The organism is Polaromonas sp. (genome assembly GCF_041689105.1).
Classification (GTDB): Bacteria; Pseudomonadota; Gammaproteobacteria; order Burkholderiales; family Burkholderiaceae_C; genus Polaromonas.
The window spans coordinates 17,812-35,847 of the sequence record NZ_JBDNGU010000076.1 but is presented as its reverse complement, the minus strand read 5'-3'; the positions used below and the strand labels follow the sequence as shown (position 1 = coordinate 35,847).

Here is an 18,036-nt window from a genome sequence, read left to right as displayed (position 1 = left end):
ATCGGCCTCATCCTCTGCGCCGAGTCCAGCCGTGAACAGGTGGAACTGCTGCAAATGCACAAAGACGGCATCACCGTGGCCGAATACTGGACCGAGCTGCCGCCCAAGGCCGAGTTGGAACAGCACCTGCACCAGGCTTTGATCGAAGCGCGGGAACGGCTGGCGCGGCGGGGGGTGTTGCTGGAGGGGGGTGAAAAATGAAAATCGAAAACATCGTAAATGTCGGTGAGTATCTCGACATACGTGGACTCTCGAATCCAGCGCTCGAAGTTCTGAATGCGACCGAGGAGAGCTACCGTGCGCTGCTGTTGCAGCCCTCTGGCCCTTTCTTGGGTGACGCAGCGCGAATCGGACCGCTGGACCTCGATTTCGCCGACCAGCAGGCGACGCGACTGCTGGAGATGGCCGTAAAGGGTGGCCATCATCTGGTCGTTACTCCCGAGTACTACCTTCCCATCAAGACCTTGCTGAAGTGCGTTGAGGGCGATACGTTCCCGGCCCAGGATGCATTGTGGGTGCTCGGTTGCGAGAGCATGACCCCCAAGCAACTGGAGGAGTTCAAGACTCAAGCACTACAGACCGGCACGTGCGATGTTTTCTTCGAAGAAGATGAGGCCGCAGATAAGCAAGGGACATACTTCGACCCGGTAGCGTACTGCTTCATCGCAAAAGAGAAGCAGAGCGGAAACGAGCGCCGCGTGGTGTTGTTCCAGTTCAAGACCATCTCATCGAGGGACGACCACTACTTCGAGAACAAGTTGCTTCGCACGGGCAGATCGATATATCAGTTTTTTGGTCCGAACAAACGTCTCTCGCTGGCGACCATAATCTGCTCAGATGCTTTTGGCATTTCCGAGGACAAGAACATCCTTCTTAAGCTAACTGAGAAGGCAACGCTGCTGCACATCCAGCTCAACCCAAAGCCCCATAACTCCGACTATCAAAAGTACCGAGTTGAGACTTTCCGCCGGCACGGTCGCACAAATAATTGCGACATCGTCTGTCTGAACTGGGCAGAGAACATGGTCTTCATGGAGCATGCCGAGGGGAAGAAACATGAGTGGAACAACGAGACAGGATCGGCGTGGTACTTGCCACACGACCGGTGCTCCTCAGACGATGCCGAAATAGAGAGCAATGAGCGGAAGGGTCTGTACTACTCGAGACATCGGCGCGACCGCCATGTCTTGCATTTTCACTATGCTCCTGCCGTTTTCGAACTGACCGTTCCCAAAGTAGAGCACACAGGCCTCCAGTTGCACGCCAATCCAACCGGTCCGACCATGGATGCGCGATACACCTGGGATGCAACTTCGCTGGCATGGGTCGAACAGACTGAATGTGCTGACACCGGCTTAACGCAGCTCTTTTCTGGCGACGAGAAAGTCGAGGCGGCATTCGCCCAACTAAAGACTGAGGAAAGCCGCCTCCGCATCGAACGCGCAGTCGCACTCACTTGCGGTCTCACCACCGGTAAGGAGGACTGGTACGCAGCGGCAGAACTTCCTTCCCTTCGAATCAGTGACGATGAGCTGCCTCAACGCGTGACCGTTTGCCTTGAGCGAGATGAAAGAACTCGGGTCGAGCGACATGGCCGAGTCCAGAGCGTCGCCGCGCTGCACCATATTCTTGCCAAGGAATCGTTGCCTCTGCCTATTCGCGACCTTGGGGGCGGCGGCGCTCGCATCCATTGGTCTCGGAAATCTCCCCACACCAATGTTGTGAAGGACGGGCACGAGCCGGCGCATGTTTCCTTCCTCGGGCTGAACCCGCTAGCCGACCAAATCAAGAACGCATCTGATGGTGCCTATGAGCTGCTACGCAAGGAGAACGTAGTAGAACGTAGCCACCGTGTAGCCGTCTGCTATCTGACCTTGGACGGTGCAAAGTTTGCGACCATCAAGCAGCTGGCGCATTACACGCACGATGGCAGCAGCCCCACGTCAATCACCCGAGGCTAGGTATGCAAGTACTCGAATCCGCACGAAAAAAAGTAGCTGGCCTTCTAGGCGGCATCGAAGAGATTGATGAGGCTGTCCTTCGTGGCGAGCGCCGCTATCACGACAGAACCTTTGCGGTCGCCTATGTCGATTTCGCAGACGATGTGGTTGGCCGTGCAAAAGGGCTTCGTGCGTTTCAGGAACGCATCCTCGGGGACGGATATTTCAATTCGCCGGGCGACTTGAGATGGAACAAGTACATCTACATCGTCGCGGGCCCTCACTCCCAACAGCAAGAGGGATTCCAAGAGGCGAAGAGCACGATTGAAGCGGATGAGGAGTACGCCCGTAAACGAGTCGTCTCTGAAGACGAACTAGAGTCAGTGCTCGGTGCAGCGCAATACTTCACAGCCGACGGCAACGTTCAAGAGTTCGACATAGTGGCTGAATGGGGACGCAAGCTTGCGGCAGCGGCCCTCGATGCCGTTCTTGACCGGCCTACGCGCACAACGCTTGTTGAACAGATTGCAACCGGTGACGCTCGTCGGGTAGCAATCAGTCGGAGGCCGCTCACGCTTCATGAGGCGGATGCGCCTCTTAATGGCACATGGCTCGCCAAACTCCGAATTGAGAAATTTAGGCCTGTCCACGATGGAAGAGCGCCGTTCGAGTTTGGTCAAGTCTCGTTGATTACTGGCCCAAACGGCACAGGTAAGACTTCACTCCTCGAGGCCATCGAATATTTCTATTGCGGCCAAAACCGACGACACGGAAATAGCTCCAGCAAGGTGTTCGGGACGCTGTTCGGGAGCAAGTTGGAGATGGCTTCAACGACCGACTCCAATCGCCTGAGGGCCCGGTGCCTGAAGTGGTACAACCGTGAGGAGCGGACCTCTAGCGGCGTCCTCGATGGATTTGACCGATATAACTTCCTTGATACCGATGCCGCGTACCGGGTTACGTCCGAACTCAACGCTGAGGCTCTGTCGGAGGACCTCAGTCGACTCGTCGTTGGCCCTGAAGCCTCGCAGGTCTGGGCATACATCGGAAAGCTGACGCCAGAGGTCGAGCTTGCGAGAGACCGAGCGCTCGTCAAGCTGGAGGAGGCTCAGGGGCAACTGAACGACGCCAGGACAAAACTCAAGGAAATGCAAGAGCGGCCGTCCGATGCAAAGGCGTTAGCCGACTCGTTCAGGGCATCACTGTTCACGATGGGGTGGAAGGCTAGCCCGTCCATCTCTCCCTTTGCTTCTGCGGAAGAAGGGACGTCGCTGCAAGCCGCGCATGAGCACATACAAATCCTTCTCTCCGCAGGGACTGGACTCGCAAACCTTAGTGCACTAAAAGTGAGGTGCTCCCAAGTCGACAGCGCGTTTGTTGCCGCCCAAGCTGTCGACGCGTCTCGTACCGCTATCAATGAGCGGGCGACTGGTCTCGCGGAGCAAATCAAGACCTACGACATATCCGCCGGCATCTTTGAGCGTTGGGTCCTCTACGTTAGAAGTCGGTTCGCTGCATTGAGATCCGAGTATCTGCAGTGCAAGGCACGCGTAGACAAAGCGGCGGGCCAGGTCGGCGTGTACGCGAATTTTGATGTCCCTTCGATGAACCCTGAATTCTCGGATGTGAGGCTCGTCGATGCAGTCAATGGCGCAAACCAAAACGTCAGTTCAATAACTAGCCAAGTCCACTCGCTGGAGCAACTGAGCGCTTCTTACGGCCAGGCGGCCGCGACGCGGGCACGGGTGGCTCAGCAGCTGACTATTGCTGTGAGGTCGTCAATAGCGGGAGGGAGCGCCGCAGACATTTGCCCAGTGTGTAAGACAAGGCACACGGCGGAGGTGCTGGCACGCCATATCGAAAGTATTACTGCCGACCTCGAGCAGCCTGCGGAACTCGCTTCCATTGCGCAGCAACTTTCGGATGCCAAGAACAATCTGCAAGGTTGGAAAGACTGGCAGTCACATCTCGAGCGAATTCAGCAGATTGCTACGCAACTCAACTTGCCGCAAACATCGCTTTGCGGAGATGTTCTTCTGGCACTGCAGAACGCTCGCAATGAGCTGAACCAGGGAAATTATGACCTGCCCATAGTCAAGGAGAAGTGGCTTGAACTGGAGAGGCTTGGCCTCTCCGAGAATGAGCATGACTTTCTGTTGAACTCGATATCTGCTGAGGTCACGGTCAGTCAGAGTCCCTATGACATCGACGCAGTAGACCAGCACCTTCAGGCGTACAGGCGCGCATCTACCTCAACTCGAGAGCAGCTCCCGCCATTGCAGGCGGAATTGAACTCCAACGCGTCGCAGCTTGCATCATTGGTCTCGCCCCTTTTTTCTCCATCATGGCGAACCGGTGTGGCGCTCGGAAATGATTTTCAAACCGTTGCTGCCTTGCGCCAGGAGTTGGTAGCCCTGACGAAGCATGCAGACGCGCTCTGCGTTCAATTGGACATTGCCGATGACATGGCCTTAAGCGATGTCCAAGCATCCATCGCCGGCGCTCTACGCGCTCTGGCAGAGGCGGTCCAGGCAGCCACGCATGAGCAGTCAGCGTCTACAGATATCTCGACGCTGACTGACCGCATTGCGGAGTTTGACGAGGCAGTACGTGCGCTGCTACTGCAGCACATGAATTTTCGTACCGCTGGAGAAGCGCTGACAGCGCTTGCAACAGAGCTATCCCTGGACAGTGCCACTAAGAAGTCGCTTGATGCCATCGGCGAAGAAATCAATGCAGCCTTCGTCCGAATTCACTCTCCAAATGAGTACGAGTATGTTGGTGACGGAGAAGTACTTCTCAGGTCGCGAGAGTCCAAGGAGACTTGGTCATTGGACCGAGTTAGTACTGGTCAGCGCTCGGCATTTGCGCTGTCAGTCTTTCTGGCTCTCAATCGGACCGCCGCCAATGCACCGCCAGTTGTTCTGATTGATGACCCAGTTGCCCACGTCGACGATTTGAACACCCTATCGTTCTTAGACTACTTGCGCGACTTGGCCGTTCACTCAAAGCGCCAGATTTTCTTTGCGACTGCGGATACTCGCATTGCCTCGTTATTTGCTCGCAAGTTTGGATTCCTTGGCAATGACTTCAAGACGATTTCCTTGGGCCGAGACGATGAAGCGCAAAAAGTCTTGTCGTAGGCTGGTCGTGGCTGTGTGCCCTTCGCTTTGAGTACGCGGCTTTGAGACGTGTGGCGGCGCTTGTCTTGTCCCCGCTCAGTACCGCTGAGGTACAGACTCATGTTTGCCCGATAGCTGTCATTCGACTGAATGAATCACTCGTCAACACCTAACAAAAGCAGGACGCACGAATATGCATGAAATCATCTGCCCCCACTGCAGCAAAGCCTTCAAGATCGACGAAGCGGGATACGCCAACATCCTCAAGCAGGTGCGCGACGGCGATTTTGACAAACAGTTGCACGAGCGGCTGGAGCTGGCCGAGCGGGAAAAGCGCGACGCGATTGCGTTGGCCGAGGCCAAGATCTCCAATGAGCTGCAAGGCGCTGCGGCCCGCAAAGATGCGGAGATTCAGGCCTTGCAGGCCCAGCTCGCTGCCGGTGAGGTTGCCCGCAAGCTGGCGGTGACGGAGGCTTTAGGCGCGGTCAGCAAAGAGCGCGATGGACTGGCGAACGAGCTGAAAAACGAGCTAGAGAGAGCGCGCAACGCGCAGCAAGCTGCCGCTCAGTTGGCCGAGGTCAACCTGGCCCAGGCGCTGCAAGGGGCTGCCGCCAAAAAGGACTTTGAGATTCAGGCGCTGCAAGCCAAGCTGGAGGCCGGCGAGGTGGCGCGCCAGTTGGCGGTGAATGAAGCCGTGGGTGTGGTCGCCCGGGAGCGCGATGGATTGAAAAATGACCTCAACCTCATCACCGTGAAAAATCAGCTGGAAGAGAAAGCCACCAAGGATCAATACGCCTTGCAGCTGCGCGACCGTGATGGGGAGATTGAGCGGCTGAAGAACATGAAGGCGCGGTTATCGACCAAGATGGTCGGTGAAACCCTGGAGCAGCACTGCGAAATTGAGTTCAACCGCATCCGTGCTGCCGCCTTTCAGCGGGCGCATTTTGAGAAAGACAACGACGCCCGCACCGGCAGCAAGGGCGACTACATTTTTCGCGACTCGGACGAGTCGGGCGCCGAGATCGTCTCCATCATGTTTGAGATGAAAAACGAGAGCGATGAAACGGCGACCAAGAAAAGGAACGAAGATTTTCTGAAAGAGCTGGACAAGGACCGCACTGAAAAGAAGTGCGAGTACGCGGTGCTGGTGTCCCTGATTGAGCCGGAGAGCGAGTTGTACAACAGCGGCATCGTCGATGTCTCGCACCGCTATCCGAAGATGTACGTGGTACGGCCGCAGTTCTTTGTGCCCCTGATCACGCTGCTGCGCAATGCCGCTTTGAACGCGATGAAGTACAAGTCCGAGCTGGCGCTGGTGCGCTCGCAGAACGTGGACATTACGAAGTTCGAAACCCAGCTCGATGAATTCAAGATGGCGTTTGGGCGCAATTGGCGCCTGGCCTCCGAAGGCTTTGAAGAAGCCATCAAGCGCATCGACGATGCGATCAAGGACCTGGAAAAAACCAAGGAAGCGCTGCACAAGTCAGCGAACAATTTGAGACTCGCCAACGACAAGGCCGACGATCTGACGATCAAGAAGCTCACACGGGGCAACCCCACGATGGCGGCAAAGTTTGCCGAGCTGCCGGGGACCATCACCCCGGATGAGACAGAGTAGGACCCGCTGGGTTGTACACACATCGCAAAAACCCCTGGGGTTTCGAGAGGGTCTCGATGACAAAAGCCCTGCGTGCCGGGCCGAGAGGTACGGAAAATTGCTTCTGATTTGGTAGCTGCAAGCGCTTTCTGAGTAAGCGCTAAGAGCCTATTTCATCAAAATGATGCTGCAGCCCCCGCTGGTGCAAGCTGCTTTGCTGGTTGGTGATTGATCAGGCGGCGCTTGTTACTACTATTTTTATAGCTGCTGGCACATATTTCAAAAGGGCTACAGCTCTATTTGAGCACTCAACTCTGCACCGGCCGCGCGCCCACGTTGAACTGCAAGCCCAGCGCGTGCATGACTTTGACAACGGTGGCGAAGCTGGGGTTGCCCTGTTCGCCGAGAGCCTTGTAAAGCCCTTCTCGGGTGATGCCGGTGCCCTTGGCCAGCTGCATCATGCCGCGCGCCCGTGCAATGTCGCCGACGGCATCAGCGAACAGGCCAGCATCTTGCATAAAGTCAAGCCTACATTGCTACCGCGCGGGCGCAACTCGAGTTTTGTTAGGCGGGTGGGGCGTAGCTATCTGTCGCACAACTGCCCCCCCCCAACACCGGTCTACCCGGCCGGCGCGCCTGCGCGGTAGGCGACCTATTGCCGCTGGCACTCCGGCAAGTGTCCGCATCTTAAAGGGATTGCCAACATCAGCCCTCTCCTCCTCCAATTAGAGGATGTCTTTGTATGACCAGACTGATAGCATTTTTAGCGGAAAGATTGACCTAAACAAACGATAGGGGAAACCATGAAGCGCTGCGCCTTTGCGATGGCCTTCACAGTGCTGCTTGCCGGTTGTGCTGCGCAAAATCCACCTGCGACCGACAACAACATCGTGTTGATGCAAAAGCCAGCGGCCGGCAGCGACTACACATTCGCGAGCTGGATTGAGAATAGGCGGGTTCGTGCTGTCGAGGCCCGGCGGCCGGCCCATAAGGCGCTACCGCCCACTCTTATATTCCTGTCGTTTTCTGGAGGAGGCGCGCGCGCCGCTGCTGTTGCTTCCGGCGTACTTGGTGTGCTCGAAAAGGAAACGCTGACGGAGAACATCGCCTTGATCTCGTCTACGTCTGGCGGGAGCGTCCCGGCTGCTGTTTATGCCGCAAGAGGCTCGGCCGGCCTTGCAGAGCTAGAAACCCAGTTTCTGGCGAAGGACAACATGGCAACCCTGATACCGCGGATGGCAGCGCGCCTGCTGGTTCCGAGTGCAAACCGCACGAAAGACTTCGCTGCCTATCTGGACGAGCAGCTTTTCCCACATGGCGCGCCGCTCTACCGCCACCTGATCGCCCGCTGGGACAAGGCCCCCTTCGTGATACTGAATGCGACCGACATGAGCGGCGGTAGAACATTCGAGTTCACACAGGAGGCGTTCTCCGAGCTGTGCTCCGACCTGACTACTTTCCCCGTGACGCGGGCTGTAGCGGCTTCAGCCGCGTTCCCCTTGTTGCTCCATCCGCTGCCCTTGCGCAACCACTGGAGCCACGCAGACTGCACAGCCTTCCGGCCAGGCAAAACCGCGGCGCAAGAACTGGAAGAGGCGCAGAAATACCCCGAGCCCTTCAAGTCGCCCGCAAGGCTTGAGCGGGCTCTGTACGCGTACTCGCTGGAACACTCCTACCCCGGGCCCAGCAAGACCGGGATCAAGCCTGATCGGAAGGTCGAATTTGTGCATCTTTTGGATGGGGGGCTGTCGGACAACCTGGCTGCTCGGGCCGTTATGCGTATCCTGGGGCGCCACCTCAAGACCCTGCGGGACATGGGCGTGTCCAACCTCGTCCTCATCCAGGTGAATGCGAAGAAGACCGGGCCACGAACTTTTGACAAGTCCTCGGCCCTTCCTAGTCTGTTGGATGTCATCTCGTCGGTGACCTTGAATCCAATCGACGTGGCGACCGAGCTAAGCGCCTATGCGTCGCGCCTGTATATCGCTGAACTTGCCCGCACCATCAACCTGCCACTACAAGAGCCTAACAAGATCAGCGTGTTCACCATGCCGGTGGACTTCGTCCTGCTGGACCAAAACCGCAGGCTGCGGGCGCAGGAAATTCCCACGAATTGGTCGCTGAGCGGCAAGGAGAAAGAGCAAGACGACCTCGAATTTCTCAAGCAGGTAGCCAAGGACCTCCTGATGGCCAACCCCTGCTTCAAGTTGCTGCGTGGCGAGAGCAATGAACCTTGCGAGTACGCGAACTTGGTGCAAGCCCCTGAGACGCCGGCGGGGACGTTGGTCGCAGCAGCGCCGGCGCCAGCTCCGGCCCCTGCGCCACCACCCCCGGCGGCAAGCAAGGTGACTTATGCAGCGGACGCATTCTTCGACTTCGACAAGTCCGTGCTCAAGCCTGGGGGCAGGGCCAAGCTGGATGATCTGGTCAGCAAGCTCAAAGAGATGCAGCTTGAGGTAATCGTCGCTGTGGGACATACCGACAACGTCGGCACGGCCACATACAACAGAGGCTTGGCGATGCGCCGCTCGGAGGCGGTAAAAGCACACCTGGTCAGCAGGGGAGTTGAACGCAGCCGCGTGTACGTGCAAGGCAAAGGGGAGACGCAGCCGGTCGCTGACAACAATACGGAGCAAGGCCGAGCCAAGAATCGTCGCGTGGAAATCGAAATTGTTGGTATCCGGGCGTATCGGTAGAGGTACGCCCCCTAGCAGGCTTGTATCGAACCACATGTAAGCCGTTCAGCAATGCAACGCCAGGGTATCGCTCAATGAACGGCATATCGGTGGTCAGATTCCGATTAGATTTTTTGGCAAATTGAGGAATCTATTTTTAGTAAAAGTAACAGGGAGAATTTATATGCCAGGTGCATACGCTCACATAACAATCGTCAACCACGTTCAAAAATTGACAAAGAAAACAGTCATGAGTGCAGAGACGAAGTACGCGCTCGGTGCGCACCTCAAGTTTGCTGAACTTGGCGCAGTCAGTCCGGACTATCCTTACCTGGCTACTGGTCAGAGCCTATGGGCTGACAACATGCACTACAACAACACCTCGATGCTCTTGAAGACCGGTATCAACAAGCTTCAAGAAATGACGGGAACAGATCGGGAGAAAGCCCTTAGCTGGCTTTTTGGCTTCGCTGGCCACATGGTCACAGACATGACGATTCATCCTGTGGTGGAAGGAATCGTTGGCCCCTACCAAGCCAACAAATCTGCGCACCGCAAATGCGAGATGCACCAGGATGCTTTCATTTTTCAGAAACTCGACCTGGGCGACGTTGGGCTTACGGAGCACTTGGAAACCGGCATCGCAAGCTGCCATGTCGCTGGGGATAGGCAGAAGCTTGATGGGGCAATTTCTGCGTTGTGGTTAGCCATGCTGAAGGCTGCCTATCCGGGTGAAAGTCCAAACGTTGTTGCGGAACCCGACAAGTGGCATCGCGGGTTCACGGGCATTCTGGACACGTTGACAACCGTCAACCGGCTTTTCCCGTTTTCGCGCCATGTCGCTACCAACCTGAACCTGACTTACCCCGCCGTAGCTGAAGTGGACAACAGCTACATCGTGAACTTGAAGACACCAGAGGGGCCAATGAACTATGAGGCGATTTTTGAGCGCGCATGCAAGAATGTCCTAGAAGTCTGGGAGGGGCTCGACATGGCGCTCTCGGGGGAAAGCAGCGCATTTCTCGATACTCTTGATAACTGGAACTTAGACACGGGAAGAACTGTTCCGAAGAATGAATACGTGTTTTGGGGGAAAGTGGCATGAGCAACATTTCCATGAAAATCCTGATGTCCTTGGCTCTGCTGTCGGCGCTGACGAGCTGCGCGGCGCAAGACAACCGCCAAATGTATGCAAAAGCGTCCGCGTTGACGAAGTTGTCGGCCGCTGTTGAAGCCACCGTTCTGTATAGAAACCCTTCGCCCACATTAAGTGACGACGAACTTCTTAAGCTGGTCGCAGCAAATGATCCGACGTTGCTAAAGGAATTCGACGGGTTTAAGGTTCGTGTTCTGAGGGAGTCGCAGGGCGTAGTGCTGCTGGTCTGCAAAACGAAAGCAGATTTGGCTTTGCTTGAGGACGCCTCGTGCACTGCAAAACTTGACCGCCATCATTGGCGTGATTCTGCAAAAAATCTGTGCGAGTTCACGTTGAAGACAGTGGAAGTGTGTCCGCCGTAGCTCAATTCGCTACAAATCAAATAACTGCTCGCGCCCATATTCATTGGATGACAGCTTCTTTATTTTCTTAGAGTCGACATTTTCAAGCCTCCACCAATCAATTCGCAGCCCAATCTAGCGCTGTTTTGGCTCAAACCTCGTCAAAAGGCGGTTTTTGCGTCGCTTTTGATACTCTTTTTAGCCTGTAGCCCAATAAATACGGGCGCAAGCAGCTACTAAATAGATAGCGTATCTTGAAAGCGATTGCGATTAGCGCCCACCATTGCCAGAACCGGGGTTTGCCTTGCACCCCCGCCACCAAGCCATCATCGCGCTGCACGGCGCAGCGTATGCCACCGAAGTAGTTTGCAGCAGGTCACACTAACCCAAGGCACGACAACTAAAATCAGGGCTTTACTGGTCAAGCCTACATGCCATCCACTCTGTTCACTCTCGGCTACGAAGGCCTCGCTATTGATGCCTTTATCGAGCGCCTGGTTACTGCGCAGGTCAAGACTGTTGTGGATGTGCGCGAGTTGCCGTTGTCGCGCAAAAAGGGGTTTTCAAAAAAATCGTTCAGCGCGGCGCTTGCAGCGCACGGCATCGCTTACCAGCATGCGCCTGCATTGGGTTGTCCCAAACCTGTTCGCAATCAGTACAAGCTGGACGGCAACTGGCAGACTTACACCAGAGACTTTTTGGCCTACGTCGCCACGCAAGAAGCGCCCATACAGGAGCTGGTAAAAACTTCGCGCGCCACGACGGCCTGCCTGGTTTGTTTTGAGGCTGATTTTTCAATGTGCCACCGGACGTATGTGGCCCGAGCCGCCCGCCAGCATGGCGGGCCGACTGTGATGCACCTGACCGCTAAAACAGCCCTGCCTGATCTGGGTTTTCAGCAAGCGGCTTAGGCGGGTAGATCAGGCTGACAAGAAGCCATTGCCCGGGAAAGCGGTGGATATCCCGCAGCGCCGTATCCGCAGAGCATTTTGCTCATGGCTGCCCACTTGGCATTCGTCAGCTTGCCCTCCATGCCGTCCAGCACGCGGTTCAGCACCCCGGTTTGCCGCAAGTTCATGGCGGTGCCCGCCCAGCGCTGCCAGAACTGGGCTTTGTTCGGCACGCCCGCCAGCAAACCATCAGCCCCCTGCACGGCGCGCAGCAGGCAGGCCAAGAACCAACTGAGCCACGGCGTTATGTCCAGCGTGCCGCGCTGGGTGGTTTCCAGCGGGTCGTCATACTGTTTGCGCTCGCGCTGTATCGGGCGCTGAGGCTGTAGAAGCGCTGGGCTGTGCCCTCAAACACGGGCCAGGGTTTTAGTCGTCCCCCAGTGTGCTGTCCCGCAAGTAAATACGATACGAAACCGTCTATACGGCCGCCATGCAGCGTCGCTCGTCGTTGCCATCGCTACGGCTATGTCGCCTTCTCACTCCTTGCCTGACAGCCGTCTGGACAATTTCATTTCATCACCTTGTTTACGGGACAGCACACTAGAATCCCCCAATGCACCCCGTCATCGCCCAACACCGTACCGGCATCGCCACCATTTGCCAGCGCTTTCACGTAAGCCGCCTGGAAGTGTTTGGCTCGGCAGCACGGGCGGATGACTTCAACCCCGCCACCAGCGATGTAGATTTCTTGATTGAGTTTGCCGAAGGCGCGACGCCGGGCTTGCAGGACTTTTTTGGTGCCAAGACGGCGCTGGAACATTTGCTGGGGCGCGCGGTGGATTTGATTGAACCCGGGGCGGTGCGCAACCCCTATGTGCTGGCCAGCATCAACCGCAACCGCGAGGCTGTTTATGCAGCGTGACCCGCGCGCGTTTCTGTGGGATGTGCGTGAGTCGGTCCTTGCCATTCAAGGCTTCATTGCCGGAATGGACGCTGGCGCCTACGCGGCCAGCGACTTGGTGCAAGCGGGCGTTGAGCGCAAGTTTGAAATCATTGGCGAGGCATTGAATCAGCTTGCCAAGCTGGATGCGCCGCTTGCTGCGCGTATTCCCGAGTTGCCGCAGATCGTGGCCTTTCGCAATCAATTGATCCACGGCTACGCAAAAGTCAAAGCTCGCACTGTTTGGAATGTGGCGCAAGGCTCATTGCCCGCGTTGCTGGTTTGTGTGAGTGGTCTTTTGGAAGAGCTGGGCGAAGGCTAGCCGTTACGGGTTCCAGCTGCGCTATCAGCAACACGGTAGAACGTTGCAGCAGTTTTGATAGCTGCTCGGGCACGGTCCACAAAGGCTACAGCCCTATTTCACCAACAAATACCCCGTACGCCGCCCCCCACCCAGCTTGCGCAGCACCTCACGCGCCAGCAGGTCGTTGATGTCGCGCAGCGCCGTGTCCGCAGAGCATTTGCCCATGGCGGCCCAACCAGCGTTCGTAATCTTTGCATTCGTCAGCTTGCCCTCCATGCCGTCCAGCACGCTATTCAGTACCCCGGTTTGCCGCAAGTTCATGGCGGTGCCCGCCCAGCGCTGCCAGAACTGGGCTTTGTTCAACACGCGCGCCAGCATACCATCAGCCCCCTGCACGGCGCGCAGCAGGCACTCAGCGCTGTACCGGCTGCGCACCGACATTGAACTGCAAGCCCAGCGCGTGCATGACTTTGACGACCGTTGCAAAGCTGGGGTTGCCTTGCTCGCCCAGGGCTTCGTGGAGCCCTTAACGGGTGATGCCGGTGCCCTTGGCCAGCTGCATCATGCCGCGCGCCCGTGCAATGTCGCCGACGGCATCAGCGAACAGGCCAGCATCTTGCAAAAATCTCAAATGAGATACATAATTGCATTTTCTCGCACAGGAGCCACACCATGGCAGCGCAAACTTCAATGCTTCACATTCGGGTAGACGACGACATCAAGGAACAGGCCACGACGGCGCTGGAGGCGATGGGCTTGTCGGTGTCTGATGCGGTTCGCCTGTTCTTGCGTCGGGTGGTGGTTGACCAGGCCTTTCCGCTGGAGCTGAAGGTGCCCAACGCCGAGACGCTAGCGGCCATGGCCGAATCCCGCGCCATGATGGCAAGCCGCCGTAACGGTGAAAACCGCTTTGCCTCAGCTGACGAGATGTTTGCCGATCTTGAAAAAAACATCGGCAAATAGAACATCGGCAAGCAAGCGGGCGGTGCCGCCGCGCGCTGCGGACTATGCCAAGGCCTTTTTGAAAGACTGGCTCCGGCTTTCGCATTCAGGGCGCTATGACATGACGCGGCTCAAAGCGGCGATGCTGCTGCTGATTGCGAACGATGCCCCGCTAGGCCCCGAATGGCTGGACCACTCTTTAAAAGGCGACTGCGCCGACCACCGGGAATGCCATATCGGCGGAGACTTTCTGCTGATCTACCAGGTAGAAGCAAACTGGATCAACTTTGTTCGCTGCGGCACGCATTCAGAGCTATTTGGCAATTGATACCCAACCCGCAGCTGTTTTGCCCCAAACCTCGTCAAAAAGCGGTTTTTGGGTCGTTTTTGATACTCTTTTCAGGCTGTAGCCCAACAAATACCGGCGCCAGCCGCTACTGAATTAATAGCGTTTTTTCACACTGATTGTGAGAATCACCCACCTGCACGGCGCGGCGGATGAGTAGGCCGTCGACCTCGCTGAGCCGCATTTTTTAAAATACCCCTCAATTTTTGAGCCGTATTGTTTAAAATACGCCTCATGCCTAAAACAATCATCGCCAAGCTGCCCCAGTACCTTTGGCAACACCCCGCCTGGCCCGCGCTCACTTTTGACGCGGCTACGTCGCTGCGAGACCTGAGTAATGCGCGCCTTGAGCAAGGCAAGTTGCTGGGATTGCTGGAAGCCATTGGCCTGGAGAGCGGCCAAGAAATAGCGCGCGAGCTGTGGGTGCAAGAGGCCATGGCAACAGCCGCCATCGAGGGCGAAAAGCTGGACCTGGAAGCCGTGCGCTCGTCTGTAGCGCATCGCCTGGGTTTGGCAGATTTGCCGACGGTTGACCGGCATGTGGACGGCCTGGTGCAGGTGATGGCGGATGCTACCCAGCAATACCAGGCGCCGTTGACGCCAGAGCGGCTGTGCCTGTGGCAGGCGGCGTTGTTTCCGGGGAGTAGCGCCAACTTGCGGCGCATCGCGGTGGGGCGCTACCGCGACCACGCAGATGCCATGCAGATTCTGAGCGGCAGGCTGGGGCGCGAGGTGGTGCATTACGTGGCGCCGCCATCAGTTCAAGTGCCGCATGAGATGACGCAGTTTCTCGCGTGGTTTGCGCTGCCTCCTTCGGCGCCTGGTACAACGCCAAGCACAGTGTCGGGCAAAGCGCCCGGGCTGCACGGCCTGGCGCGCGCCGCATTGGCGCACCTGTGGTTTGAGACGATTCACCCGTTTGAAGACGGCAACGGTCGCTTGGGCCGCGCCATTGTGGACATGGCCTTGGCGCAAGACATGGGCGCAGCGGTGCGCGTGTTTGGCATGGCCCGGCAGATGATGCGCACACGTGCTGCGTATTACGACGCGCTCAACCTTGCCCAGCGCAGCGCTTCTGGCACGACTCTGGATGTGACGCCTTGGGTGCAGTGGTTTGTGGAGGCTTATGCACAGGGGTGCATCACCTCGCAAGCGGTGGTGAAGCAGGCGCTGGAGAAAGCCAGGTTTCGCCAGCGCGCCGCAGCGTGTGGGGTCAATGCGCGGCAATCCAGGGTGCTTGATCGTTTGCTGGAGGCTGGCAACAGCACCTTTAGCGGTGGTTTTTTGGTTTCACCGCAGGGCCGCCCCAAGGTGAAAAGCGCCTCCTTGGGAGGCAGCGAACCACACGCAGTGGGTAGCGTGGAGGCCCTACGTTTTATGACCAGTGACAAATATTGCAAGCTGACTGGCACATCCAAAGCCACCGCCACGCGGGATTTGGCGGACCTGGCAGCCAAGGGGCTGCTGCGCATTGAGGGCGTTGGCAAGGCGACGCGCTACGCCATTGCGATTGACCAGTGGGAACAGCCTGCGGTTTAGCTGGGTATTTGCTATCTAAATCGTAGCTGCTTGCGCAGGTCACACAAGGGCTACAGGCCTATTTGACCATTAAATACCCCGTACTCCGCCCCCCGCCCTCCAGCTTGCGCAGCACCCCACGCGCCAGCAGGTCGTTGATGTCGCGCAGCGCCGTGTCCGCAGAGCATTTGCCGATGGCCGCCCACCTGGCATTTGTCAGCTTGCCCTCCATGCCGTCCGGTACGCGGTCAAGTACATGGTTCAGCACCAGCGTCTGCCGCGCGTTCATGGGGGTGCCCGCCCAGCGCTGCCAGAACTGCGCTTTGTCCAGCACGCCCGCCAGCAAACCATCCGCTCCCTGCACGGCGCGCAGCAGGCAGGCCAAGAACCAGTTAAGCCACGGCGTTATGTCCAGCGTGCCGCGCTGGGTGGCTTCCAGCTGGTCGTAATACTGTTTGCGCTCGCGCTGTATCTGGGCGCTGAGGCTGTAAAAACGCTGTGCCGTGCGTTCGGCGCGGGCCAGCGCCATGTCGCCCACGGCGCGGCTGATGCGGCCGTTGCCGTCGTCAAACGGATGCAGGGTGACCAGCCACAGGTGGGCCAGCCCGGCATGGATGAGGGCGTCGCCTGCGGGGGCGGCGTTAAACCATTGCAGGAAGGCGGCAGTCTCAAGGGGTAGTGCGGTGGCAGCCGGCGCCTGGTAGTGCACCTTCTCGCGGCCCATGGGGCCCGACACGACCTGCATGGGGCCAGCAGCGTCGTTGCGCCACGCGCCCACCTGTATGCGCACGCGGCCGCTGTAGCCAGTGGGGAACAGGGCCGCGTGCCAGCTAAACAGGCGCTCTGCGGTGAGCGGCTGGGCGTGGTGCTGAGTGGCGTCCAGCACCATGTCCACCACGCCGTCTACGTTGCGGTCCGCCGGGGCCAGCGCTCCAATATCCACCCCCAGCCTGCGGGCGATGGAAGAACGCACGGCATCCAGGCTAAGCGCCTCGCCCTCGATGGCGCTGGTGGTGATGACTTCTTGGGTGAGCGCTTGCAATGTGGCCTGCTCGCGCTGCGCCAGCCCCAGCTCGGCCATGCGGCCCGCCAAATGCCCCTGCGCGCGGTGCACCTGCGCCAGTGGCGCGGCCAGCACAGCCGCGTCAAACCGCCACTGCGGCCAGTCGGGGCGCTGCCAGAGGTAGGTGCGGCGGCGAGGGGGCTTGTCGGGGAACATGCGGCGATTATGCACTTCATTCGCCGCGTTTAGAGCGGCGAATAGAGTGAGTAATTACCGCAGAGTCAATGGACTAGCTCTGTTTTTAATAGCTGCTTGCGCAGGTTTCACTTGGGTTACAGCCCTATTTGACCAATAAATACCCCGTACTCCGCGCGCCAGCAGGTCATTGATGTCCCGGGGTGCGGTGTCGGCAGAGCATTTGCCCATGGCGGCCCACTTGGTGTTGATTAGTTTGCTTTTCATGCCGTCCGGTACACGGTCAAGTACATGGTTCAGCACCAGCGTTTGCCGCGCGTTCGTGGGGGCGCCGCGCGCTGGCAGAACTGCGCCTTGTCCCCGACACCGACCAAGTGGCGCATTCGCCGCGCCATGTGCGGCGAATGTAGCCACAAGTCCGCTCTAGTAACATGACCTGTTCCAATTCGCCCACCCTGGGCATCCCACGGAGACAAAGCAATGTTCAGTCATGTGATGGTCGGCGTTAACGACCTTGAAGCCTCAAAGAAGTTTTATGACGCGGTGCTGGGCACGCTGGGCGTCGGCCCTGGCGTTGCCAACAGAAACCGCTATTTCTACCGCAGCCCGAGCGGCACGTTCGGCATCACCACACCGATTGATGGTGAAGCTGCATGCCACGGCAACGGCAGCACCATCGGGTTCACGGTGGATTCCGCAGAGCAGGGCGATGCCTTTCATGCGGCGGGCGTTGCCAACGGCGGCACCACCTGTGAAGACGCGCCGGGCTTTCGCGAAGCGCCGGCCGGCAAGCTCTACCTGGCCTACCTGCGCGACCCGGACGGCAACAAGCTCTGCGCGCTGCACCGGCCTGCTGCCTGAGCCTGCAACAAACCATCCGCCCCCTGCACCGCGCACAGCAAGCACGCAAAAAACCAGCTCAGCCGCGGCATGAAGTCCAGCGCGCCGCACTGGGTGCTTTCAGTTGCCACTCAAACCTGCGGCAAATACCTGCGCCAGCAGCTCCTGCACCGCGTCGGCCGGCTGCACGTCACCGCGGCGCTTGAGCGGGTTGCGGTCTGCTTACC

Annotated in this window: 14 protein-coding genes and 5 pseudogenes; 15 read left to right on the top strand and 4 right to left on the bottom strand. The window is 58.0% G+C overall.

All coding sequences use genetic code 11. The features are described from left to right. The 4 genes and pseudogenes from ACESMT_RS07280 to ACESMT_RS07265 all read left to right on the top strand — a co-directional run. Positions 1-201: pseudogene (locus ACESMT_RS07280) on the top strand (hypothetical protein); the annotation flags it as partial. After that, complete coding sequence (locus ACESMT_RS07275; RefSeq protein ID WP_372825897.1) at positions 198-1,961, top strand: hypothetical protein; 1,764 nt, start codon at positions 198-200, stop codon at positions 1,959-1,961. The pseudogene ACESMT_RS07280 and the gene ACESMT_RS07275, both read left to right, overlap by 4 nt. Positions 1,962-1,963: 2 nt before the next feature. Next, positions 1,964-5,083, top strand: a complete 3,120-nt coding sequence (locus ACESMT_RS07270; RefSeq protein ID WP_372825896.1) for an AAA family ATPase — start codon at positions 1,964-1,966, stop codon at positions 5,081-5,083. 172 nt (positions 5,084-5,255) lie between these two features. Further along, positions 5,256-6,680, top strand: coding sequence for a DUF2130 domain-containing protein (locus ACESMT_RS07265; RefSeq protein WP_372825895.1), 1,425 nt, complete (start codon positions 5,256-5,258; stop codon positions 6,678-6,680). A gap of 287 nt (positions 6,681-6,967) precedes the next feature. Here the strand turns inward: ACESMT_RS07265 and ACESMT_RS07260 are convergent. After that, positions 6,968-7,171 (bottom strand): annotated as a pseudogene (locus ACESMT_RS07260) (addiction module antidote protein); the annotation flags it as partial. 291 nt (positions 7,172-7,462) lie between these two features. On the opposite strand from ACESMT_RS07260, the pseudogene ACESMT_RS07255 reads away from it, so the two are divergent. The 5 genes and pseudogenes from ACESMT_RS07255 to ACESMT_RS07235 form a co-directional block, all read left to right on the top strand. Beyond that, a pseudogene (locus ACESMT_RS07255) lies at positions 7,463-8,272 on the top strand (patatin-like phospholipase family protein); the annotation flags it as partial. Positions 8,273-8,911: 639 nt separating this feature from the next. Then, positions 8,912-9,355 (top strand): annotated as a pseudogene (locus ACESMT_RS07250) (OmpA family protein); the annotation flags it as partial. A gap of 163 nt (positions 9,356-9,518) precedes the next feature. After that, on the top strand, positions 9,519-10,439 hold the full coding sequence (locus ACESMT_RS07245) for a zinc dependent phospholipase C family protein (protein WP_372825894.1): 921 nt from the start codon (positions 9,519-9,521) through the stop codon (positions 10,437-10,439). Then, on the top strand, positions 10,436-10,852 hold the full coding sequence (locus tag ACESMT_RS07240; protein ID WP_372825893.1) for a hypothetical protein: 417 nt from the start codon (positions 10,436-10,438) through the stop codon (positions 10,850-10,852). Before ACESMT_RS07245 ends, ACESMT_RS07240 begins: the two co-directional genes overlap by 4 nt. Before the next feature lie 410 nt (positions 10,853-11,262). After that, positions 11,263-11,742 (top strand): DUF488 family protein, encoded by a 480-nt coding sequence (locus ACESMT_RS07235; RefSeq protein WP_372825892.1) that lies wholly within the window; start codon positions 11,263-11,265, stop codon positions 11,740-11,742. Here ACESMT_RS07235 and ACESMT_RS07230 read toward each other — a convergent pair. Further along, positions 11,699-12,130: pseudogene (locus ACESMT_RS07230) on the bottom strand (hypothetical protein); the annotation flags it as partial. The gene ACESMT_RS07235 and the pseudogene ACESMT_RS07230 overlap by 44 nt on opposite strands. Positions 12,131-12,334: 204 nt before the next feature. On the opposite strand from ACESMT_RS07230, the gene ACESMT_RS07225 reads away from it, so the two are divergent. Together ACESMT_RS07225 and ACESMT_RS07220 are read left to right on the top strand one after the other, a co-directional pair. Continuing rightward, positions 12,335-12,643: a nucleotidyltransferase family protein gene (locus tag ACESMT_RS07225; RefSeq protein ID WP_372825891.1), complete on the top strand. Its 309-nt coding sequence runs from the start codon at positions 12,335-12,337 to the stop codon at positions 12,641-12,643. Then, positions 12,633-12,983 (top strand): DUF86 domain-containing protein, encoded by a 351-nt coding sequence (locus tag ACESMT_RS07220; protein WP_372825890.1) that lies wholly within the window; start codon positions 12,633-12,635, stop codon positions 12,981-12,983. Before ACESMT_RS07225 ends, ACESMT_RS07220 begins: the two co-directional genes overlap by 11 nt. Before the next feature lie 93 nt (positions 12,984-13,076). On the opposite strand, the gene ACESMT_RS07215 is transcribed toward ACESMT_RS07220, so the two are convergent. After that, complete coding sequence (locus ACESMT_RS07215) at positions 13,077-13,406, bottom strand: hypothetical protein (protein ID WP_372825889.1); 330 nt, start codon at positions 13,404-13,406, stop codon at positions 13,077-13,079. Between the two features lie 231 nt (positions 13,407-13,637). Here ACESMT_RS07215 and ACESMT_RS07210 point away from each other — a divergent pair, with 231 nt between their 5' ends. From ACESMT_RS07210 to ACESMT_RS07200, 3 genes are all read left to right on the top strand, one after another. After that, positions 13,638-13,928 carry a type II toxin-antitoxin system RelB/DinJ family antitoxin gene (locus tag ACESMT_RS07210; protein WP_372825888.1) on the top strand — a complete coding sequence of 97 codons (291 nt, stop codon included), beginning with the start codon at positions 13,638-13,640 and terminating at the stop codon, positions 13,926-13,928. Then, on the top strand, positions 13,906-14,235 hold the full coding sequence (locus ACESMT_RS07205; protein ID WP_372825887.1) for a type II toxin-antitoxin system YafQ family toxin: 330 nt from the start codon (positions 13,906-13,908) through the stop codon (positions 14,233-14,235). The genes ACESMT_RS07210 and ACESMT_RS07205 overlap by 23 nt, the downstream gene beginning before the upstream one ends. Before the next feature lie 252 nt (positions 14,236-14,487). Continuing rightward, positions 14,488-15,792, top strand: coding sequence for a Fic family protein (locus ACESMT_RS07200; protein ID WP_372825886.1), 1,305 nt, complete (start codon positions 14,488-14,490; stop codon positions 15,790-15,792). 58 nt (positions 15,793-15,850) lie between these two features. Here ACESMT_RS07200 and ACESMT_RS07195 read toward each other — a convergent pair whose 3' ends face one another. Continuing rightward, positions 15,851-16,990, bottom strand: coding sequence for a Fic family protein (locus ACESMT_RS07195; RefSeq protein WP_372825885.1), 1,140 nt, complete (start codon positions 16,988-16,990; stop codon positions 15,851-15,853). A 459-nt stretch (positions 16,991-17,449) separates the two neighbouring features. Here ACESMT_RS07195 and ACESMT_RS07190 point away from each other — a divergent pair, with 459 nt between their 5' ends. Further along, entirely contained in the window at positions 17,450-17,830 is a 381-nt protein-coding gene (locus ACESMT_RS07190; RefSeq protein ID WP_372825884.1) for a VOC family protein, read from the top strand. Positions 17,831-18,036 lie beyond the last annotated feature (206 nt).